The organism is Bifidobacterium minimum (assembly GCF_000741645.1).
In the GTDB taxonomy this organism is placed as follows: Bacteria; Actinomycetota; Actinomycetes; order Actinomycetales; family Bifidobacteriaceae; genus Bifidobacterium; species Bifidobacterium minimum.
The window spans coordinates 102,708-123,045 of sequence record NZ_JGZD01000001.1 but is presented as its reverse complement, the minus strand read 5'-3'; the positions used below and the strand labels follow the sequence as shown (position 1 = coordinate 123,045).

Sequence of the window (20,338 nt, the reverse complement as noted above, 5' to 3'; positions counted from 1 at the left end):
TCACCGCACCGCGAGATTCCCCGGGATCATGTCCCAAGATATTCGCAACCGCAAGCGCCTCCATCCAACTAGAATGGCCCCTATGCCTTTACGTGACCTCTCGACCAACGCCCAGGACTATCTGAAGGTGCTCTGGGATCTTCGCGAATGGAGCGGCGAGGCCGCGTCGCCTTCTGAATTGGCGAAAAAGGCGGGCGTGAAGCTGTCCACGGTATCCGGGGCGGTCGCCCGTCTGGTGTCCGGCGGATACGCAACGCACACTCCTTATGGGACGATCGAGCTGACCGACGTCGGCGAGTCATGCGCGCTCGTCATGGTCCGGCGCCACAGACTGCTGGAGACCTTTCTCGTGGAGACCCTGGGATACCGCTGGGATGAGGTCCACGAGGAGGCCGACGCGCTGGAGCATGCCGCCTCGGATATGATGATCGACCGCATCGACGCGCTGCTTGGCCACCCGGAAGCGGATCCGCACGGGGATCCCATCCCGCACGCCGACGGAACGCTTCCCGAAACCCACTCAATCCCCCTGACCCATGCCCCGCAACGGACCATCGTCCGCATCGACAGGGTAAGTGATGAGGATCCGCAGCTTCTTCGATATCTCGATCAGCAGGGCATAGGGATCGGGTCGGAGGTCCTTATCGGGGCCCGCCCTCCCCGATCCCACGCGACCACGATCATCGCCCGTCATGATCCGACCTCCGCAACGACGACGCCTTTGGAGGATCCCATCGCTCTCGACGCGGAGGCAGGCATCCAGATTCGCGTGACGCCCACCGGAACGTCCGTCGATTCGCCGGAAAACCGCCGATCCTAGAAGCGACGGACATCCAGCCGCATGACGTTCAGGAGAGGAACGGCGATCGCAGCGGCCACGGACGATCACAGCATGGCGACGAGCCGCGAGACGTCCTGAACCACCAGCTGAAGATTCAACGCGGTGAGGACCACGACGACGATCCATGCGATGATCGTCATCCACAGCGAATTCGCGTGCCTGCCCATGATCTTCCTGGACGATGTCAACGCGACAAGAGGGACCATGGAGATCGGCAACGCCACGCACAGGAAGACCTGCGAATAGACCAGCAGGCTGTCAAGGGCCGACTCCCGGCCTCCGAAAAGAATCGCGCATATCAGCACCGGGATGATGGAGATGACTCTGGTGACCACCCTGCGCAGCCACAGCGGAATGCGCATGCGGATGAACCCCTCCATGACGATCTGCCCGGTGAGAGTGCCGGTGATCGTCGAGTTCTGTCCCGAGGCGAGCAGAGCGACGGCGAACAGGGTGCTTAGGATCCCGCTGGCGACGGGCCCCGCGATGGATGAGTCTCCCAATGCGTTGTAGAGCGCGGTGAAGGTGCCGAGACCGTCGCCGTGTCCGAAGAACATCGCGGCGCCCAGCATCAGCAGAAGGCAGTTGACCAGAAACGCCAGACCGAGCTGAAGGTTCGAATCCCACGTGGCGAAGCGGACCGCCTTGTCCACCTGGGATGCGTCGTCACGATCGTAGTCGCGCGTCTGCACGATGGAGGAATGCAGATACAGGTTATGGGGCATGACGGTCGCGCCGACGATGCCCAATGCCATCGTCAGCTGTCCGTTTCCCAGAATCTGCGAGTTCGGGACGAATCCCGCCATAACCGCCCCCATATCCGGACCGGCCACGGCCACCTCATAGAGGAAGACCACCAGGATCACGCAGATGAGAGTGGCGACGATGGCCTCGATCTTGCGGAAGCCCACCTGCATGAGCAGAAGAAGCAGAAGGACGTCGAACACGGTCAACGCCACGCCCCAGGGAAGCGGAATGCCGAACAGCAGCTTCAACGCGATGGCCCCGCCGATCACCTCGGCGATGTCGGTGGCCATCACGGCCAGTTCGGTGCTGATCCACAGCACGAATCCGAGACGGCGGCCGGTATGCGCGCGCGTCGCCTGGGCGAGATCGAGACCCGTGACGATCCCCAGCTTTGCGGACATGTACTGCAGCATCATCGCGATCAGACTCGACAGCAGGATCGCCGACATCAGAAGATATCCGTATTCGGCCCCACCGCCGATGGAGGTTATCCAGTTGCCCGGATCCATGTACCCCACGGCCACCAACGCTCCGGGTCCGGAAAACGCCAGCAGATTCCGCCAGAAGCCTCGATGCTCCGAAGGGACGTGGATCGTGGAGTTGATCTCCCCCAGAGAGAGGCCGTTCGCCGTCTCGATAAGCGAGGTCTTCCGACGCGGGCGTCCTCCGCGCGCAAAAGGTCCCGTCATTCTCACATCGACCGCGGATCCCGCATCGGATGCCACCGCGTCAGCCTCCACGTTCCCATGGTCATTCATCGTCTCCGTCCTACCTCCCGTAATCTGCGCGCCAGTCATCGTGTCGCCGGCCCGCAACCTACGAATCATATTTCATGGTGCGAACTTTTATATTCTAGGGGTAGAAGTTTATTGCCTCAATGTTACCGGAGGAAATACCCGACGGCGCGTCCCGCCGCGGGAAACGACCATGAATCATCCCCTCGCTTCTCGTCGCGATTCCATCAATTCCGACGAGTCGACCTCGCGCGAAGCGCCACCGCGACCGCCTTCCCAGCTCCTGTTCAGCGAGACCGCAGAAACGACTCAGCATGAGGCGAGATACCATACATAGGACGTAGACGCCCATAGTGCGCCCCGCAGGGGATGGCGATGGGCATGTAACGCAATGTTCCCGCATTTAACCGGAAAGGCACCGCATGTTCGTTCTCAAGAACGCATCGGCAACTCTCGTGCGCCACGGATGGCGCACCGGTGCGATGGCCATCACCGCAGTCGCCATCGCCTCCCTCACGATCTTCTCCAACTCCGTCATCGACGCGGCGCACACCGCCAGCACCACGACATACAATGCGCAGAAGCCCACGGCCGTCATCAGGCCGACGCAGAAAACGCTCTCCACCCGCAACGGCGCGGACTCCTCCTGGACGAAGAACCACCTGTCGTGGGAGAACTACACCACCTATGCGACCGCGGTGCAATCAGCGAATGTCGAGTTCTCCTACACGTTCACCGAAACCATACCGGTTCGGCAGAGCTCATCGATCAAGGCCATCAAGGCGTCGACGAGCACCAGCGCCGACAAAACCGGCGGGGATCTGACCTGGAGAAGCTTCTACACGCTCGAAGCGGCCCAAAGCAATGACTTCGGTCGGTTCAAAATCGTGTCCGGCAAGCATCTCAACTACAAGGGTCAGGACAAGAGCAGCGTCCTCATCTCGCAGGCCGTCGCGTCCAAGAACAACCTCAAGGTGGGCAGCACGATCACGGTCGCGAATCCCACGGACTCCAGCAAGACGTACAAGCTCAAGGTCCGGGGGATCTACGAATACGTCGGCACAGCCCAGGAAGGCGAGGGAAGCGACGCGAAATTCGCCAAGGACAACCGCGACAACGCGATCTACTCCACCTACTACACCTTCGGCGTCAATGGACTGGACATATCGGACGGCAAGGGATGGTCCATCCCCGATCTGAACATCATGTTCCAGCTCAACAGCGTCAAGAACTACAATTCCTTCGTCAAGGCGGTGAAGAAGGCGAAGCTCCCCAGGAAGTATGAGGTGACCTCGCCGTCCCTGGAGAAGTACGAGACCGGGATACAGCCCCTGACGCAATGGGCCTCGCGGATGCGGACGACACGAATCGTCGTATGGTCTGCGGGCGGGCTTATCCTTCTCGTTCTGACCATTCTGACGATCATCCGGCGCCGCGGCGAAATCGCCACCGCCATGCTCGTGGGCGTCTCACGCGGACGAATCGCCTGGCAGTTCATGGTCGAGTCCCTCATCCCCACGATTCTCGGACTCGCCCTCGGAACCCTCATCGGAGGCGTGGCGACTCCGGGCGTGGGAATGTCCCTCACCTCCAACAGCACCCCCATGCACTCGACCCTGATATGGATGATCCTCGGATGCGGATTCGCGGCGTGCGTCGCCCTGGCGATCGTGTCGACGATTCCCGTCATCACCCTGAGGAAATCCACACTGGTCAAGCCCCCCGTCCACACCCCGGCGCCATCCACCGCCACAACCGCGGCCGTCACGGACAAGCACGCGGACGAAACACCGACACCGAAGGAGGAGGCGCGATGAATCGCAACAGCAGCAACGATACCGACAGCAGCAACACCGGCAGCAACGACGAGCTGACCCCCGCCACCACACCAGCCACGGAGCCATCCACAGCCACGGAGCCGTCCGCGGACACGGACGCGACGCCCCGGACGCCCGCGTTATCCTCGACCGAGAAAACCTCCGCCGAGAAGACTCCGGCGACAGAGGACTCGACGACGCAGGACTCAACCGAAGACACGGAGGAGCCGGCCACCGAGCCAGTGACGACGGACGCGACGGAGGATGAGGATAAGGACGCGACGAAGGTCACGTTCACCATCGTCTTCGACGACGATCCGGGCGCCACGGCCACCGATGGTTCCGACGCGGAAGAGCCGCAGGGAGACACCGCGACCGTCACCATCACACCCTCGCATCCGGATTCCGACGAGGATTCCGATGCTGACGTCGACGACGACGGCGCGGCGACGGACAACGGGACGGACGACACCGGGACGGACGACACCGACGACGAGGACGACGAAAACGACGACGAAAACGACGACGATCAGACGCCCGTCGACCCGCTCGCCGTGGACAGGGGCAAAGACGTCGCCACCAAGGACGGGAACCGGGCCGAGGACGACGTCCTCCTCCGGTCGTATCCGACGTTCTCCCTGCGGGATGTGGTCCTCACGAACAAATCGACGGGACGACACGTCCTCGACGACGTCAGTCTCTCGTTCTACTCGGGGAACCTCTACGCGATCGGCGTGGACGAGGGCGACACCGAACAGCACGAGGCCGTCTTGTCCGTCGCCTGCGGCCTGAAGCGCCCCACATCGGGCAGCGTGATGATGAAAAGCGCGAATCTTGCCGAGCTCGATCCGACCGAGATCCGCGGGCATCGCCTGGGAGTCGTCACCCGTCGATATCTTCTGAGAGACGATCTGACCGCGGTCGACAACATCGTCTATGCGATGGACGCCTCGAACCGAACCTTCCTCAAACCCAAGAAGACCATCGCCCACGAGCTTCTCACGCGTGCGGGATTCGACGGCGCGACATCCGACCCCGATGGAAAGAACCCCTCGCGATACGTGCCGGTTCGCGAGCTGAACCCGTTCGCCCGGATCCTCACGGCCATCGCACGCTCCATCAGCTGTGACGCGGAGGTCCTCATCCTCGACGAGCCGACCACGGGCCTGCAACCCGAGGAGTCAACCGCCGTTCTGGATCTGCTGCGGTCGCTCGCCCATGACAGGGAACCCCGATGCGTGATCGTGGTGACGGCCGATGACGACGTTCTGGACGCGACGGATGATCAGAAGTATCTCGACTAGCCGGCATTCCGATTAGTTAGCCGCCATTCCGATTGGCCGGGATGGCGGCGCCCGCTACCGGGATACCGCCATCCCATAATGACGCGCCAGCGAGTCGACGTCGGGAACCCCGTATTTTCGGACCAGATCCATCCACGCCTTCCTGTTGTCCTCCCCGTACCGCGCGGCCTTGCGTGCGTAGGCCTCCGCAGTGAGGAACCTCGGGGGGATGGATTTGCTGTGGTACTTGTCGGCGACCATCACCACTTCCTGCTCCAGATTCATCGGCGAATAGTTGTCGGGCGGAAGCGGGAGATTCTGCGACACCACCTGCTCGCGCGTCAGACCCACGCCCGTATGGTTGCGGGCGAACTGCGCTATCGACTCGTCCACTCCCTGATCGATAAGATACTCGTAGCCGAGAAGCCCATGAAGGATATACCGGGGTCCATCGAAGCTCAGCGGCTCGCCGTCGGACCCGTTATGGGCCAGGACGCGATAGGTGCCGATGTCGTGGAGCAATCCGCCTATAACCACCATCCGCTCGTCCAGGTAGAACGGAGGAATCGTTCCACCGGTCACGCCATCGGTCGGGGGAACCGGCACGACCCGTCCTCCCTCCGTGGCGGGAGCGCACGCCTCGGCCAGACTTCCGCCACGCTCGGGGGCGTTCCCGGGAAGCGTGCAGCGCCGCATGAAAAGCGCGTTCTGCCTCCGTGCGAGGCTGCGCGCAATGGACGCGACGATGACGCAGTGGGTGTGAATCAGATCGTAGGCCGCATCGGATGGCGAGATGCGCCTATGAAGCTCGTCGACCTGCTCCATAGTGGGAATGTAACCAGTCATGGCCATCATTCTAGATGGCGGAACCCCGCGATTCGCCTTCCGACGAATGCGAACGGGCGCCGGCATCCGACGCCCCGGGCCGCGTCGGGGAGACTGGTGCGGGACCATGGTTCAGATGGCTCGTATATGGAATTCCCCGGTACGATTCGAAGCGACCAGAAGATGATCGTTCTCCAGCTCGGACCATCCCTCGGATATCGGCTGGGGAAATCCCGAGCTGGCGACCACGACACCCACATCCGCTCCCCGAGACGATATGGGCCTATACCGTACTGCACGGTAATCCTGGGCCTCATCGCCACGGCCATAGGACTCGTACACATCCATCACCCGCCGGGGCGTCCCCTCATGCCCAGCGGCCCGCAGAACCACAAGCTGCTCACGGCTTTGCACCATGCAATTGAAGCTGGACAGCGGATAGCGGAGCCTCAGCAGACGAACCGCCTCGGCGACCGCCTCGTCCACGGGCAGACCCCGGCCAACCTGCTCGACGATGGCGGCGAAGAACACCGCCGAATCGCTCTCGCCGCCCGTCGACAGCACCGCGGAACGATCCACGGAACAATCATGATCGCGCACGATGTTGCGTCCATCGGCATCGGAGATGTCACCATTGTGGATGAAGCTCAGCCCATGGGTCGAGAAAGGCTGCTGGTTGCCCAGAACCAACGGCAGATGCGAGCTTGCCAGGCGCAGATGCCATATCGCGCCCCTCGCCGGCTGCCCCGCCAACGCCGGGAACATCGAGTCGCCCGCCGACGACTCGATGGACCGGTACATGCGTTCGACGGTTTCGGGAGCGGGCTCTCCGCCATCACGCCGGTAGGGCTGGGAACGCGCCGACGAGACCAGACAGGCTCCCCATCCATCGTTGTGGATCACTCCGAGCTCCCGGAAGAGGTCGCAGTTCACCTTCCCGATTACATCGTTCAGGCTCAGATCAAGCCCTTTGGTCGCGTATCCCAGCAGTCTGCACATAAGCCACCACTGTAGCCCGGACGGTTTCGCTACTCGTGCTTTCGGCCACGAACGATACGTTCATGCGAGTCGGCTGGCGCCTGATGCGCCTCGTCGGGCACGGCTCGTGCCTCGTCGGACTCGTCCGTCGACGGACGCGAATCAGTCGTCGACGGGCGCGGATGTGCCGGCGCGGGAACCTCAATACGATGCAGGACCACGGTTCTTTCGGGATCGAACGCCTCACCGACGTCCGTGATCCGCTCGGTCGGCTCGTCATCGGATGAACGATGGACGGACGCGCGCTTGGCCGCATCGCGGACGGCGGCCGACACCACCGGAACCTCGTTCGTGGTGATGACGTGCCCGGTCTCGGCATCGGGGCCACGATCCGTCTCCCGCCCCTGCCGCGGAATCGGTGCGGAGGACTGCACGGGAACGGATCCACCGGCTCCACGCGACTCCCCGTCCCGATGCTCTCCAATGTCCCTGCGCTCTCCAGCCTCCCTGGGCTCGTCCTCCGCAGGCCGCGACCGTCCTGAGACGGATCGTTCCGGACCGGGGTGCATCTGGGGCCCTCGTCCCATGGCGTGACGCTGGAGTTGTCTGGAATCCACATCCTTGGATTCCACCGACCGCGAATGGATCGGCTCCCTGCGCAGGCGCGGGGGCCGGCGCGTCGAGACGAACAGCGGCTGAACTTCGATCAGCGGATTGTAGGGAGCCAGACCGAACCATTTCACGGGCGATCCCGCCACATGGCGGATGGTGTATTTGATCTGAAGCGACAACGCACCCCGCGCGGAGATGTTGGACTCGGGCATCAACGCCTTGTGGATCAGCACATATCGGATGGTGCCGATGCCCGGATCGGCGTCGACCTTGGGATACACGGACCCCTGGCGCGGCATTTCGCCGGCGTCGGAGAGGTCATGCATGATCTGGTGGATGTAGGCCGGGATGGACTGGGACACCTTGAATCCCAGCCGGATACGCACGCGGAAAAGATAGTTCGTTCCGAAGTTCTCCACCGAATACGCCCGGGTGAACGGCTCATCGGTCGTCTGCACGGACACCGCCCACCAGGCGCGGGCACGCTTGGGGTGATCGGCGAAGATCGAGAAGAAGATGTCGGTATCGAGCCGCGACATCTCCCAATCCGAGGTCAGGTAGACGATGTTGTCGGCGAAATAGGGGATCCGAAAGTCACTGTGTAGCTTGTCAAGGGCGGGAAGGAAGTCCTTGGGCTTCATATGCCTGCGCTGCGAGCGCTCGATCTGGGTGCCGTCGTTCCACGTGACCATGATGATGAGGATCGCCAGGGTCAGCAGCATGGTGAACCAGCCGCCATGGAGGAACTTCGTCATGGAGGCGATGAAGAACATGATCTGGATCGACAGGAACACGAGCGTGAACACGATCGCGCCCACCCGACGCCGGTGGAACCACATGTGCACGGCCAGAAGGATGGTCGTGGTGATCATGGTGATGGTCAGCGCCAGCCCGTACGCCGCGGAGATATGCTCCGAATCCTTGAATATCGCCAGAACCGTCAGGGTGGCGGCGCACAGCACCCCGTTGACCACCGGAATGTACAGCTGACCGCGGGTCCGAGCCGGGTAACGCACCTGGAGGTGGGGCATCCAATTAAGGCCCGTGGCCTCGGAGACCATCGTGAAGGCTCCGGTGATAAGGGCCTGGGATGCGATGATGCCGGCCGTCACGGACAGCGCGACCGCAAGATAGCGCACCTCCGGCCCCATCATCTGGAAGAAGGGGTTGACGCTGTCCGTTTTCGCCAGCGCCGCGTTGTCCCGGTTGCGCAGAATCCACGCGCCCTGACCGAAGTAGTTGAGGACGAGCGCGACCTTGATGAAGGGCCAGGTGAAGTAGATGTTGCCGCGTCCGACATGTCCCATATCGGAATACAGGGCCTCCGCACCCGTCGTGGACAGGAACACGGTTCCCATAAGCGCGATGCCCGCGGCGTTGTGCGGACTGAAGAGGAACCGGACGCCATACAACGGGTTGATGGCCGCGAAAACGGCCCAATCGCCGCGCAGTCCGACCAGTCCGACGATCGCGAGGAAGACGAACCAGACCATCACCACGCTGCCGAAGACCTTGCCGATGCTTTCCGTTCCACGCGACTGCACCGAGAACAGAAGGACGATGATCACCGCGGTGATCATCAGCGACAGGTTGGGGTTCTCGCTGAACAGGGGTTCGAGGACGTTGATCGTCTGCAATCCCTCGACGGCCGAGGAGATGGAGACCGCAGGGGTGAGGACGGAGTCGGCGAGGAACGCCGCTCCACCGAGCATGGCGGGAATCGTGAGCCACGCCCCATAGCGGCGGATCAGGGAATACAACGCGAAGATACCGCCCTCGCCCTTGTTGTCGATGCGCATGGCGATCAGAACATATTTGACGGTCGTGATGAGGGTGATGGACCAGAACACCAGCGACAGCATGCCCAGAACGGCATCGCGGTCGGTGTTCGCCAGACCGCCCTGGCCGGAAAGGAACGTCTGCGCGGTGTACAGCGGGGATGTTCCGATATCGCCGTAGACCACTCCCAGCGCGACGATCGCCATGCCCAGGGAGACGCGGTTGGGCCCCGACTGCACGCGCGTCCACCACCGCCCGAGGGGGCCGCGCGTCGCCGCGTCGGCGAGCTTGATGGCCTCCTCGCGCTCCACGGCCTGCTGCTTCTCAAGCTCCTCGCGCTCCTGCCTCGTCATGGTCCGGCGTGAGACCTTGGGCGCGTTCGTGAAGGTGTCCGCCCTGAGAAGCTGCTCCTTGAGCTGGGCGGGAGCCGGCGTCACGGAGTCCTTCGACCCGTCGGCCTTTGCGGGGGTGTCAGAAGTCTGCCGGATTTTCCGACGACTGTCGCCCTCCTGTGATGAACCACGATGAGACAAACCACGATTGCGTGACTTCGCCATGCAGTATCCTCCAATGACGGAGACCCTCTCCGCGTGCACGTATCGCAAGGAATTCCGGTCTTGACGGTTCCTTTACAATTCATTAAGCGGCAAGTGTATACGCCGTGACGGAATATACCAACTCTCCCATCCACCCGACCGCCGATACCGCGCTGACGGGAGCCTAGAAACCATAGACCTCACGCACGTTCCGACGCGTCGCGCGGGCGACGTCGGCGACGGACATGCCGAACACCTCGGCAAGGGCGGACAGCGTGTACGGGATCATATACGGCGCGTTCGGGCGCCCCCGGTAGGGCATGGGAGCCAGATAGGGGGCGTCGGTCTCCACCATGACGTGGTCGAGGCCGACCATTCTGGCCGACTCCCGGATCCCCTCATTCCCCTTATAGCTCAATGTCCCCGAAAGACTGAGATACCACCCCTGCTCCCTGGCGATTCTTCCCATCTCCGCATCCCCGGAATAGCTGTGGAAGACGGTGCGATCAGGACTTCCATCCGACAGAAGAGTGTCGATCACCTGAGCATGGGCGTCCCGGTCATGGATCTGCATCGGCAGATCCAGCTCCTTCGCCAGTGCGATGTGCTCACGGAACGCCTCCCGCTGGATCTCCTCGGCGGCGGCCCCGGTACGGAAAAGATCCATGCCGGTCTCCCCTATGGCCACCACGACGCCGGGATTGCCGACGCACAGGCGGCGGACCTCGTCGAAGGCCTCCTCGAACCCGAGATCATGCCACGGCTTGTAGGACACGGGAAGACCGTCAGGGCCGGGAACGCCACGGTGGCCGTGGAGGACGGCTTCGTTGGGGTGGATGGCGAGAGCCGCCCGGACGACTCCGGGATGATCGATGGCCATATCCACGGCGGTGCGCAGATGCGGGTACTCGCACCCCACGTCGATGATTCCCTCGACTCCGACGGACTGCGCCAACGCAAGCTGCTCGTCGACGGAGTAGACCGTGACGGGGGGCTGATCCCGCTCCACGGCCTCACGGCTCATCTCCCGCGAGAAGGGAACGACGGAGGCGACATGGGTGTGGTCGTCGACGACGCGCACACCCGGAGGAAGGGCCGGGGGCACAGGAGCCCAGCTACGGTCACGATGATGATGTCGACTCATGGGCATCAGTCTACGTGCGGGTGGTTACCCGATTCCCTCGGCCCGAGTCCGCCCGGGTGATGCCATCGGACGTGGCGCGTTCCACGTAGCCGCCTCCATTCCAGACTGTGTCGGCCTGCTCCGCGTTGCCGACCCGTTCCGTATTGATTGCCGACCTGTTCCGTATCGCCGGTCCGCTCCGTACCGCCGCGACCCGTCCTGCGCGGCCGACTTACTCCGCCGTACCGGCCTGTTCAGCCGTGTCGGCCCGTTCCGCGCCACCGGCCCGTTCCGTACCGCCGACCTGTTCCTTACCGTCGACCTGTTCAGCCCGGATCGCCGCGTACTGGGATTCGTAAAGGCGGTAGTAGGCCCCGCGATGACGCAGAAGCTCCTCGTGCGTGCCGCGCTCCATGATCTGCCCGTGGTCGATGAAGCAGATCTGATCCGCGTGCTCGATCGTCGAAAGGCGATGCGCGATGACGAAGGACGTCCTCCCCGTGAGAAGATGCGCGATTCCCGCCTGCAGAGCCTCCTCCGTCCGGGTGTCGATGCTGCTCGTCGCCTCGTCGAGGATGAGAATGCGCGGATCCGCCAGCAGAACCCTCGCGAACGAGATGAGCTGGCGCTGGCCCGCCGACAGCGTCGATCCACGCTCCTCGACGACGGTGTCGTACCCGTCGGGCAGCTCCATGATGAAGTCATGCGCATGGACCGCCTTGGCCGCCTCCACGATGTCGTCGTCGCTGGCGTCGAGCCGTCCATAGCGGATGTTCTCCTTGACGTTCCCCGAGAAGATGAACGTGTCCTGCAGCATCACGCCCATCTGCCGTCGCAGGGACGCGAGCGTGACGTCGCGCACGTCATAGCCGTCGACAAGCACCGACCCCTCGGCGACGTCATAGAACCTCGAGAGCAGGGCGACGATCGTCGTCTTCCCCGCCCCCGTGGGACCGACGAGCGCCACCGTCTGCCCCGGCTCCACATGGAGGTCTACGAGGTTGAGGATGTTGCGGCCCTGCGGCTCGTAGCGGAACACCACGTCGTTGAAGTCGACTCTGCCGCGGATCGCGGGAAGGTCGGGGGCATCCGGGGCGTCGACTATCTCGGGCCGGACGTCGAGCGTCTCGAAGATCCGCTCAAGATAGGCGGAGCACGTTATGAGCTGGTTATAGAAGTTGCCCATGTCGATGACGGGGTTCCAGAAGTTGTTCGCGTAGCCCACGAAGGCGATGAGGACGCCCGTGCTGACGGACACCCCGCCCACGCCCATCACGCCGACGTAGTACAGAAGAGCGATGGTCATGGTGGAGATGATCTGCACGCCGGGCCACATGAGGGACTGGATGTGGACGGCCCGCATCCACGCGGAGCGGACCTCGCCCTGCTGCTCCTGGAAGGTCTTGAACTGCGCCCGCTCCTGGGCGAAGGTCTGGGTGGTCTTGACGCCGGCGATCGACTCATGGATGTAGGCGTTGAGATTGCTCTGCTTATTCGACAGACGCTGGTACGCCTTGCGCTGGAAGGTCTGCAGCACCCTCACCCACACGATCAGCACCGGGAAGAGCAGCAGGCTCCATAGCGTCATGCGCCAGTCGAGCACGAACATCACCACCAGCGTGATGACGAAGGTGAACACGTCGGATATCACGTTGATCAGACCGGAGGAGAGGGTGTCCGACAGGGTGTTCACGTAGTTGACCACCCTGATGAGGATCTTTCCATGAGGTCGCGAGTCGAAATAGCTGAACGGCAGCGTCTGGATATGCGTGAACAGGTCCCGGCGCATGTCCTTGAGCATCATCTGCCCCACCCGGGTGATCTCGACGGTCCGGTAGCGCAGGCCCAGCTCGTAGACGACGATGAGCGCGGCCAGAACCACGCACAGGATCGACAGCTGGCGCATGTCCTTGTGGGGTATGGCGCTGTCGATCATGATCTTCGTGACGTAGGGGACGGCCACCAGAATGCAGCTCATGAGAACGACCACGACGAGGATCTTGGCCACACGGACCTTGTAGGGTCCCAGATAGGGGGCGACCCGCCTGAGATCCTTCGCGTTGATCCGCTCCTCAAGCTCCTCGTCCTCGCGATATGTGTTGCGTTGCGCCATGTGATCCCCTAACGTCCGAATCCCTGGGGCTGCCCGGACTCCAGTCCGAGCTGCTTGCGATAGATCTGCCAGTACCGTCCGTGCGCGGACACCAGCTGCGTGTGCGTGCCGCGCTCCACTATCCGCCCATGCTCGATGACAAGGATCAGATCCGCATCCTTGACCGAGGAGATGCGGTGGGCGATGGTGATGATCGTCTTGGATCCCTCCATCTCGCGAAGATGCCGCTGTATCTCGGCCTCCGTCTCCATGTCCACCGCCGACGTCGTATCGTCCATGACCAGGATGGCCGGGTCGTCGGCGAGCGCGCGCGCCAGGCTCAGGCGCTGCTTCTGCCCGCCGGACAGCCCCACCCCGCGCTCACCCACGACGGTGTCGTACCCTTCGGGAAGGGACTGGATGAACCCGTCCGCACCCGCAATGCGCGCCATGCGACGAATGTAGCGGTCGTCGTGGCCGTGGCTCGCGCCGAAGCCGATGTTGCCGCCGATGGTGTCGGAGAACAGGAAGGTGTCCTGCGCGACGATGCACACCTGGCTGCGCAATGTGGTCAGAGGCCAGTCGCGCACGTCGATGCCGTCGATGAGGACATGTCCGACGGTCGGATCGTAGAAACGGGATATCAGGCTCACCAGCGTGGACTTCCCCGATCCCGTCTCCCCGAGGATGCCCAGCTTCGATCCCGCCGGCACGAAGAAGTCGACGTCCTTGAGGACGGGGACGTTGGGCTCGTCGGGGAACGCGAAGCTGACATGGTCGAAGCGGATCTCCCCGCTCATATGGTCGGCGACCCGCACGCGACGCTCGTCACCGGTGACCTTGGCCTGGATGACGGCCGCGTGATGGACCTCCTTGTCGGCGTCGGGACGCTCGACGATGCGGGAGCGGGAGGTGAGCAGACGACGGATCTTCACGCAGCTGGCGTTGAACCGCTGCCAGTCGTTGATGAGCCAGCCGAACTGCCGCACCGGGCCGTCGAGCATCCATAGGAAGCTGCTGAAGCTCACGAGGTTGCCCAGCGTCATCATGCCGTGGATGACCAGAAATCCGCCGAATCCCAAGGTGATGAGCTGCAGCGAGAAGCCGAGGCCATCCAGCCAGGGCATATACCGTCTGCTGTTGTAGGCCAGAGCCATGTTACGGTCCATGTAGTCGTCGTTGAAGCCGTCGAACTTCTCGGTCTCGTACGGTTCACGGACGAAGGCCTTGACCACGCGGTTGCCTTCGATGTTCTCCTCGACCATGGAATTGAGCCCGGCGAGGGAGTTGCGGACGGCCAGGAACAGGGGGCGCGCATGACGCGCGAGCTGTCGGGTGAGCAGGAACAGCGGAGGGATCACGCAGGCGAGCGCGAGCGCGAGCCGCCAATCGATCCACGACATGACGCACAACGCCCCGATGACCATGACGATGGCGTCGGCCATCTGATAGGTGACCCAGCTGAGGAAGTGACGTATGGCGTCGGTGTCCGACGTCATACGGCTCATGATGTCGCCCGTGCGCGTGTGGTTGAAATAGGTGAAGTCGAGTTCGTGGAGCTTCTCGTACTCGTCGCTGACCAGACGGTAGATCGAGTTCTGTCCGAAACGCTCCATCCACATCTGATAGCCGTATCGGGACAGCACCCTCACCAGCGTGAGAACCACCATCAGCACGCACAGGCGGACGAGGCGGTCGGTGTGCCCCTGCGTGATGACCTGGTCGACGATCATTCCCGCGAGCAGAGGTATGGTCAGCGCCATGGCGTCGTTCACCAGGAACAGGACGAAGGCCCCGCCTATTTTGGGCAGGTCGGGCCGGCAGTAGGGCAGCACCCAGGTCAGGTTCCCGGATTTGACGTTTCTCGTGGGGTCGACGTACATCGGTCGCGTCCTCGCATTCCATCATTGGACTCTGGCATGGCCGTCGTCGTGCACGGCCAATCCTCCCCGCACGATGGCAGGGCGCCACCGCCGCAGACCAACTACCTTGGCAGGCGGGGACGACGGGAATGGACGAAATCGCCCCTCGGCGAGTCGTCCTCGATGCCGGTCCGTGGAAAGACGTGGAAAGACACCGATGAGGTCGCGGACGGGGGGCCGGGATGGGGAGTCGCGGACGGGGGCCGCGACCGCGACCTCAACCACCTCAGGACGGGACCGCTCCGATCCGACACACAACGATCCGACACGCAACGCCCTGCCACGCAACGTGCCGGGACGTCGCACGCCGGAGCAAAAGGAAAACCCGGCGGGGGAAACCGCCGGGTTGGAGAAGAGAGAAGAAGGGTTCAGTTATGGGGTCCGGTCGGGGAACCTCGTCAGTGGCTTTCGCTGCTGACATCTCCGATATAACCAGCCGATCCTTGGAGAAAAGCTATGACATCCTGAAAGTATCCTGTAAATTTCGCGGATTGTCATTCATTCGGCCGAATGCAGCCGCGCTTTGGCCTCCTCGAAACGCCTTCTCTCGTCCTCCTTGCGTTTGGACAGCTCCTCTTCGAACCGGGCAAGCTCCTCCTCGACGGCCTCGGGAGGTATCTTCGCGAAGATCGGGGACGGCTTTGGAACCGGAGCGCCCGTCTCAAGCGGTTCGCTCGCCCATGGATGAAGGGTGCGTCCCAGCTCGTAGTCCCCGGTGATGATCGGATAGCGGAAGCCCGGCTTGTCGAGATCCTCGACCTCCTCAAGTCGTGGCAGCGGCGAGAAGACGCCGACCCCTCCCAGGGCCTCCCAGACCTTCTGCGCGGAATGGGGGAGGAAGGGCGCCAGAAGATGGTTCGCGTCGGACACCGCCTGCGCCGCGACATGGAGCACGGTCCCCAGACGAACCTGATCGTCCTTGATCTTCCATGGTTCGACCGCCGAGATATATTTGTTGATGTCCCCGACAACCCTCATCGCCTCGACGAGCGCGGCCTTCTGATGGTGGCGCTCGATCAGCCCTCCCACGACGTCGAAGGCCGCTGCGGTCTGCTCGAGCAGCGCACGATCCTCGGTCGTCATGGAATCCTCGTCAAGGACGGGGATCTCCCCGAAGTTGCGGTTGATGAGATTGGCGACCCGGTTGACCAGATTGCCCCAGCTGGCCGCCAGCTCCTCGTTGTTGTGACGCACGAATTCGGACCATGTGAAGTCGGAGTCCGAGCTCTCCGGCCCGGCGATGGAGATGTAATAGCGCACGGCGTCCACCGGATAGCGCGCGAGGATGTCCTTGACGTAGATGACGATGCCGCGTGACGAGCTGAACTTCTTGCCCTCCATCGTCATGAACTCGGAGGCCACGACCTGCTCGGGAAGGTTCAGCGGTCCGAGCTTGCCCGTGGACCCGCCTTTGGACCCCCGCCCGTTGTAGGCGATGATCTCGGATGGCCAGATCTGCGAATGGAAGGTGATGTTGTCCTTGCCCATGAAGTAGTAGCCCGGGGTCTGCGGATCATTCCACCATTCGCGCCATGCCTCGGGATTCCCGCTACGTCGGGCCCATTCTATGGACGCCGACAGGTATCCGATGACGGCATCGAACCATACGTACAACTTCTTGTTGGGGTTGTCGATCCACCCCTCGACCGGCACGGGGATGCCCCAGTCGATGTCGCGGGTGATGGCGCGCGGACGGACCTCGCGGAACAGGCCGAGCGAGAAGTTGATGACGTTGGTGCGCCAGTCCTCACGCGTTTTCAACCATGCCAGATTGGCGTCGGCGAGCGCCGGAAGATCAAGGAAGAAATGCTCGGTCTCCTCGAATCGCGGGGTCTCTCCATTGATCTTGCTGACCGGATTGATCAGCTCGTCGGGATCGAGTTCATTACCGCAGTTGTCGCACTGGTCGCCACGGGCCCCCTCGGCGCCGCAGATCGGACAGGTCCCCTCGATGTACCTGTCGGGGAGGGTGCGCCCGGTCGAGGGGGAGATCGCGACCTTCTGCGTGCCCTTATAGATGTATCCGTTGCTCAGACATCGGGTGAACAGCTCCTGGACGACCTTCTCATGATTGCCGGTGGTGGTGCGCGTGAAAAGGTCATAGCTCAGACCCAGATCGCACAGGTCCTTGGCGATCACGCGATTGTAGCGGTCGGCGAGCTGCTGCGCGCTCATACCCTCCTTCTCGGCCTCCACGAGGATGGGCGTTCCATGCTCGTCCGTTCCGGAGACCATGAGGACCTTGTTGCCCTTCATACGTTCGTAGCGGGCGTACACGTCCGATGGCACTCCGAAGCCGGCGACGTGTCCGATATGGCGGGGTCCATTGGCATAAGGCCATGCGACGTTCACGAGAATATGACTCATAACCCTTGATTATTAGCCCCGTTCGGGACAGCGCCGTCGGCGCGGCGACCGGACGGGGGTCTCGACTAGGGCTGGGCGGATGCCCGCGCCGGTCCGACGTCCCGTGAAGGGTGCCCGTTGCGGAAGGAGCACCAAGGACTCTCCATGGCATTCATCCACAAATCCCCATCGCGTCAACCGGGCATGACGCCGGACTCCTCGATGTCCTAGCCTCACCTCCATGACCACTTCCGACCTCCCGTGCCACCCTTCGCAATCGCACGCAATCGGCCATCCCGAGAACCGCCCGCCCAACCGAGTCACGGATCATGCCGCCAACCGGCACCATCCCCACAGTCATGAGACGAATCGGACGGGCCCGCGGCCATCGCGCCCGGACGGGGTGAGGATTCTGGGGCACGCCGCGTCCCGTCAGGCCACGGCTGGTCAAACCATGGCCCGTCCAACCACGGCCGGACAAGCTGCGGCCGGACGAACCGCGTCCAGACAAACTGCGGCATCGCGCGAACACAGGGGTGTTCCCCTTCTGCTGCCCGTCACGAATCTTCCCGGACCTTTGAGCATGCGTCATCTATCCTCCCGCGGAATCATGAGATCTCTGGATGCGGCGACCGTCTACCACCTCGATCAGGTCCGGACCGTCGCAGGCAGGGGAATGCTCGCGTCCATCATGATTCCGCTCGGCACAAGCGCCTGCATGACCCTGGCGGCATGGATCTGGATGGGAGGCGATCTTCCCCAGACCATCGACCTGCTGACCGACGCGCATTTCCGCGCTCCCATACATGGCCGGCGGGTGAGGGCGTTCAACCGCAACGCGCCCGAGGGACACCGGACCACGGTGTCCGGCCGGACCGTCACCACCCCCACACGGACGGCATGCGACATCGCTCTTCTTCCGGACGATGAGTTCGAGGACATCGGGGGTCTCCCGCAGGTCGGAAGGCTTATCGAGGATTATGACGTTCCCATAGAGGACTGCCTGCGCATACTCGACGACAACCGCTACTGGCCGAATACGCGGACGGCGCGCCGACGACTGGAAGGCCTCCGCGCGAGCGCATCATCCTCATGACCGCCCGGCAGCGGCGGACCGCTCGGCGACGGCACGGATTGCATGGTCCATGGCCGCTTCGCCGCCCAGGACCCCTTACGGCACCAGCCCCCGGAAGGCGGCACGCAGAGTCCTCCACGACGTCTCCGTCACGGCGTCTGGAGAGAATGCCCGAAACCACCACGATGCCGGGGAGAGGCATGCCCGTGCTCGATCCCCCCAGGCCTCCCCTCGTCGCCACACCTGCGATGGCATGCTCAGACGGCACGGACACGGAGATTCTATGGTCCATCGCAAGGGATCATCCCGACCTACGCCGATGGATCGTCGCCAATCCCCGGGCGGACGCCCACCTTCTGGAATTCATCGCACAGGCGGGAGGCCCCGGCGTCACGCGCGCCATCACCGCGCTGCTCGACTCCCTTGAAAGCGACGTGCCGCTCGACCACGGACAAACCCCACGCAGCCACGGGCGATAGGTCATGCCCACGCGATGCCGGCGCCGTCCCGCGCAACAGGTCGTCACCATCCGTGCAGAACCATCACCGGGCAGAACCGTCACCGGGCAGAACCGTCACCCACGCTGAGCCATCACGGCGGCATACACCTGCCGGCGACTCGCCAAAGAGCCGTCAGGCAGGGGATGCTCAGCCACCACCCGGGCGATCGCGTCCTTGACCCGGATCCCCTCATCGGATGACATCGCGATGGCCAGACGCGCCATGTCATCGACGCCCAGAATCGACTCGGACGCCTCCATCATCTCCTCCTGAGAGGCGCCTGCCACCACCAGAACCATCTCCCCCCGCGGTGGATCGTCATGGACGGATCGAACGATACGGCTCACACTTCCCCGTCGAATCTCCTCGTAATCCTTCGTCAGCTCCCGGCACAGGGCCATCGGACGGTCAGGACCGAACGCCTGCGCGATGTCGTCCATGGACTCCCCGATCCGATGGGGCGTCTCATAGAACACCATCGTGCGTACCTCGGCGCGCAGCGAGCGCAAACGCCGGACCCGTTCCCCATGCCTGCGCGGCAGGAATCCCTCATAGCAGAAACGGTCCGTCGGGAGCCCCGACAACGCCAGGGCATCGAGAACGGCACTGGGACCGGGAGCGCATGTCAGGGGAAGCCCGCGGTCGATGGCGCCATGCGCTATGGCCGTCCCGGGATCGTTGATCAACGGCATGCCCGCATCAGACACGACCAGAACGGTCGCGCCGCGCTCGACCTCATCGAGCAGCCCGGAACTCAAGGATTTTTCGTTGTGGTCATGGTAGGCCACGACCCTGCCCGAAACATGGACGCCCAGCCGGCGGGCGAGATCATACAGCCGTCGGGTGTCCTCCGCCGCCACGATGTCGGCATGTCCGAGCAGATCCACCAATCGCGCCGAAGCGTCCGCCACATTGCCGATGGGCGTCGCAGCGAGGACCACGCGGCCGACGTCATCCCCACCTCCCGATCCGGGTCCCGCCTCTGACCGCGGAGCCGCCTCTGACTGCGGAGCCGCCTCTGACCAAGGTTCATCCTTCGACTGAACGGCGGAGGGGGCGGAATCAACTTGAGGGCTTTGCGAAGCAACACGAGACGAGGATGTCATACCTATCAGTATCCCCTACTGT

Annotated in this window: 13 protein-coding genes and 1 pseudogene; 5 read left to right on the top strand and 9 right to left on the bottom strand. The window is 63.2% G+C overall.

Going from position 1 to position 20,338, the window contains the following annotated elements; translation table 11 throughout:
- The first annotated feature begins 82 nt into the window (after positions 1-82).
- Entirely contained in the window at positions 83-820 is a 738-nt protein-coding gene (locus tag BMIN_RS00455; protein WP_022861673.1) for a metal-dependent transcriptional regulator, read from the top strand.
- Positions 821-885: 65 nt separating this feature from the next.
- On the opposite strand, the gene BMIN_RS00450 is transcribed toward BMIN_RS00455, so the two are convergent.
- Complete coding sequence (locus BMIN_RS00450) at positions 886-2,346, bottom strand: Nramp family divalent metal transporter (protein WP_022861674.1); 1,461 nt, start codon at positions 2,344-2,346, stop codon at positions 886-888.
- A 398-nt stretch (positions 2,347-2,744) separates the two neighbouring features.
- Between BMIN_RS00450 and BMIN_RS00445 the strand changes: the two genes are divergently transcribed.
- Positions 2,745-4,139, top strand: coding sequence for an ABC transporter permease (locus BMIN_RS00445; RefSeq protein WP_022861675.1), 1,395 nt, complete (start codon positions 2,745-2,747; stop codon positions 4,137-4,139).
- Positions 4,136-5,443, top strand: coding sequence for an ATP-binding cassette domain-containing protein (locus BMIN_RS07905; protein ID WP_022861676.1), 1,308 nt, complete (start codon positions 4,136-4,138; stop codon positions 5,441-5,443). The genes BMIN_RS00445 and BMIN_RS07905 overlap by 4 nt, the downstream gene beginning before the upstream one ends.
- A 54-nt stretch (positions 5,444-5,497) precedes the next feature.
- Here the strand turns inward: BMIN_RS07905 and BMIN_RS00435 are convergent, their stop codons facing one another.
- The 7 genes and pseudogenes from BMIN_RS00435 to metG all read right to left on the bottom strand — a co-directional run bounded on the left by BMIN_RS00435 (position 5,498) and on the right by metG (position 17,656).
- Positions 5,498-6,268 carry an HD domain-containing protein gene (locus BMIN_RS00435; protein ID WP_026647603.1) on the bottom strand — a complete coding sequence of 257 codons (771 nt, stop codon included), beginning with the start codon at positions 6,266-6,268 and terminating at the stop codon, positions 5,498-5,500.
- Positions 6,269-6,379: 111 nt separating this feature from the next.
- Positions 6,380-7,246: a class II glutamine amidotransferase gene (locus BMIN_RS00430; protein WP_022861678.1), complete on the bottom strand. Its 867-nt coding sequence runs from the start codon at positions 7,244-7,246 to the stop codon at positions 6,380-6,382.
- Between the two features lie 602 nt (positions 7,247-7,848).
- Positions 7,849-10,173: pseudogene (locus BMIN_RS00425) on the bottom strand (KUP/HAK/KT family potassium transporter); the annotation flags it as partial.
- Positions 10,174-10,336: 163 nt separating this feature from the next.
- Positions 10,337-11,296, bottom strand: a complete 960-nt coding sequence (locus BMIN_RS00420) for a TatD family hydrolase (protein ID WP_026647604.1) — start codon at positions 11,294-11,296, stop codon at positions 10,337-10,339.
- Positions 11,297-11,507: 211 nt separating this feature from the next.
- Positions 11,508-13,388 carry an ABC transporter ATP-binding protein gene (locus BMIN_RS00415; protein WP_022861681.1) on the bottom strand — a complete coding sequence of 627 codons (1,881 nt, stop codon included), beginning with the start codon at positions 13,386-13,388 and terminating at the stop codon, positions 11,508-11,510.
- A gap of 8 nt (positions 13,389-13,396) precedes the next feature.
- A complete protein-coding gene (locus BMIN_RS00410; protein WP_022861682.1) occupies positions 13,397-15,250 on the bottom strand; it encodes an ABC transporter ATP-binding protein in 1,854 nt (617 codons plus the stop codon).
- Between the two features lie 537 nt (positions 15,251-15,787).
- Positions 15,788-17,656: a methionine--tRNA ligase gene (gene metG, locus BMIN_RS00405; protein ID WP_022861683.1), complete on the bottom strand. Its 1,869-nt coding sequence runs from the start codon at positions 17,654-17,656 to the stop codon at positions 15,788-15,790.
- Between the two features lie 589 nt (positions 17,657-18,245).
- Between metG and BMIN_RS00400 the strand changes: the two genes are divergently transcribed.
- Positions 18,246-18,731 carry a hypothetical protein gene (locus tag BMIN_RS00400; RefSeq protein ID WP_152595232.1) on the top strand — a complete coding sequence of 162 codons (486 nt, stop codon included), beginning with the start codon at positions 18,246-18,248 and terminating at the stop codon, positions 18,729-18,731.
- A 146-nt stretch (positions 18,732-18,877) separates the two neighbouring features.
- A complete protein-coding gene (locus tag BMIN_RS00395) occupies positions 18,878-19,189 on the top strand; it encodes a variant leucine-rich repeat-containing protein (RefSeq protein WP_022861685.1) in 312 nt (103 codons plus the stop codon).
- Positions 19,190-19,284: 95 nt separating this feature from the next.
- Here the strand turns inward: BMIN_RS00395 and rsmI are convergent, their stop codons facing one another.
- On the bottom strand, positions 19,285-20,316 hold the full coding sequence (gene rsmI, locus BMIN_RS00390) for a 16S rRNA (cytidine(1402)-2'-O)-methyltransferase (protein WP_022861686.1): 1,032 nt from the start codon (positions 20,314-20,316) through the stop codon (positions 19,285-19,287).
- Positions 20,317-20,338 lie beyond the last annotated feature (22 nt).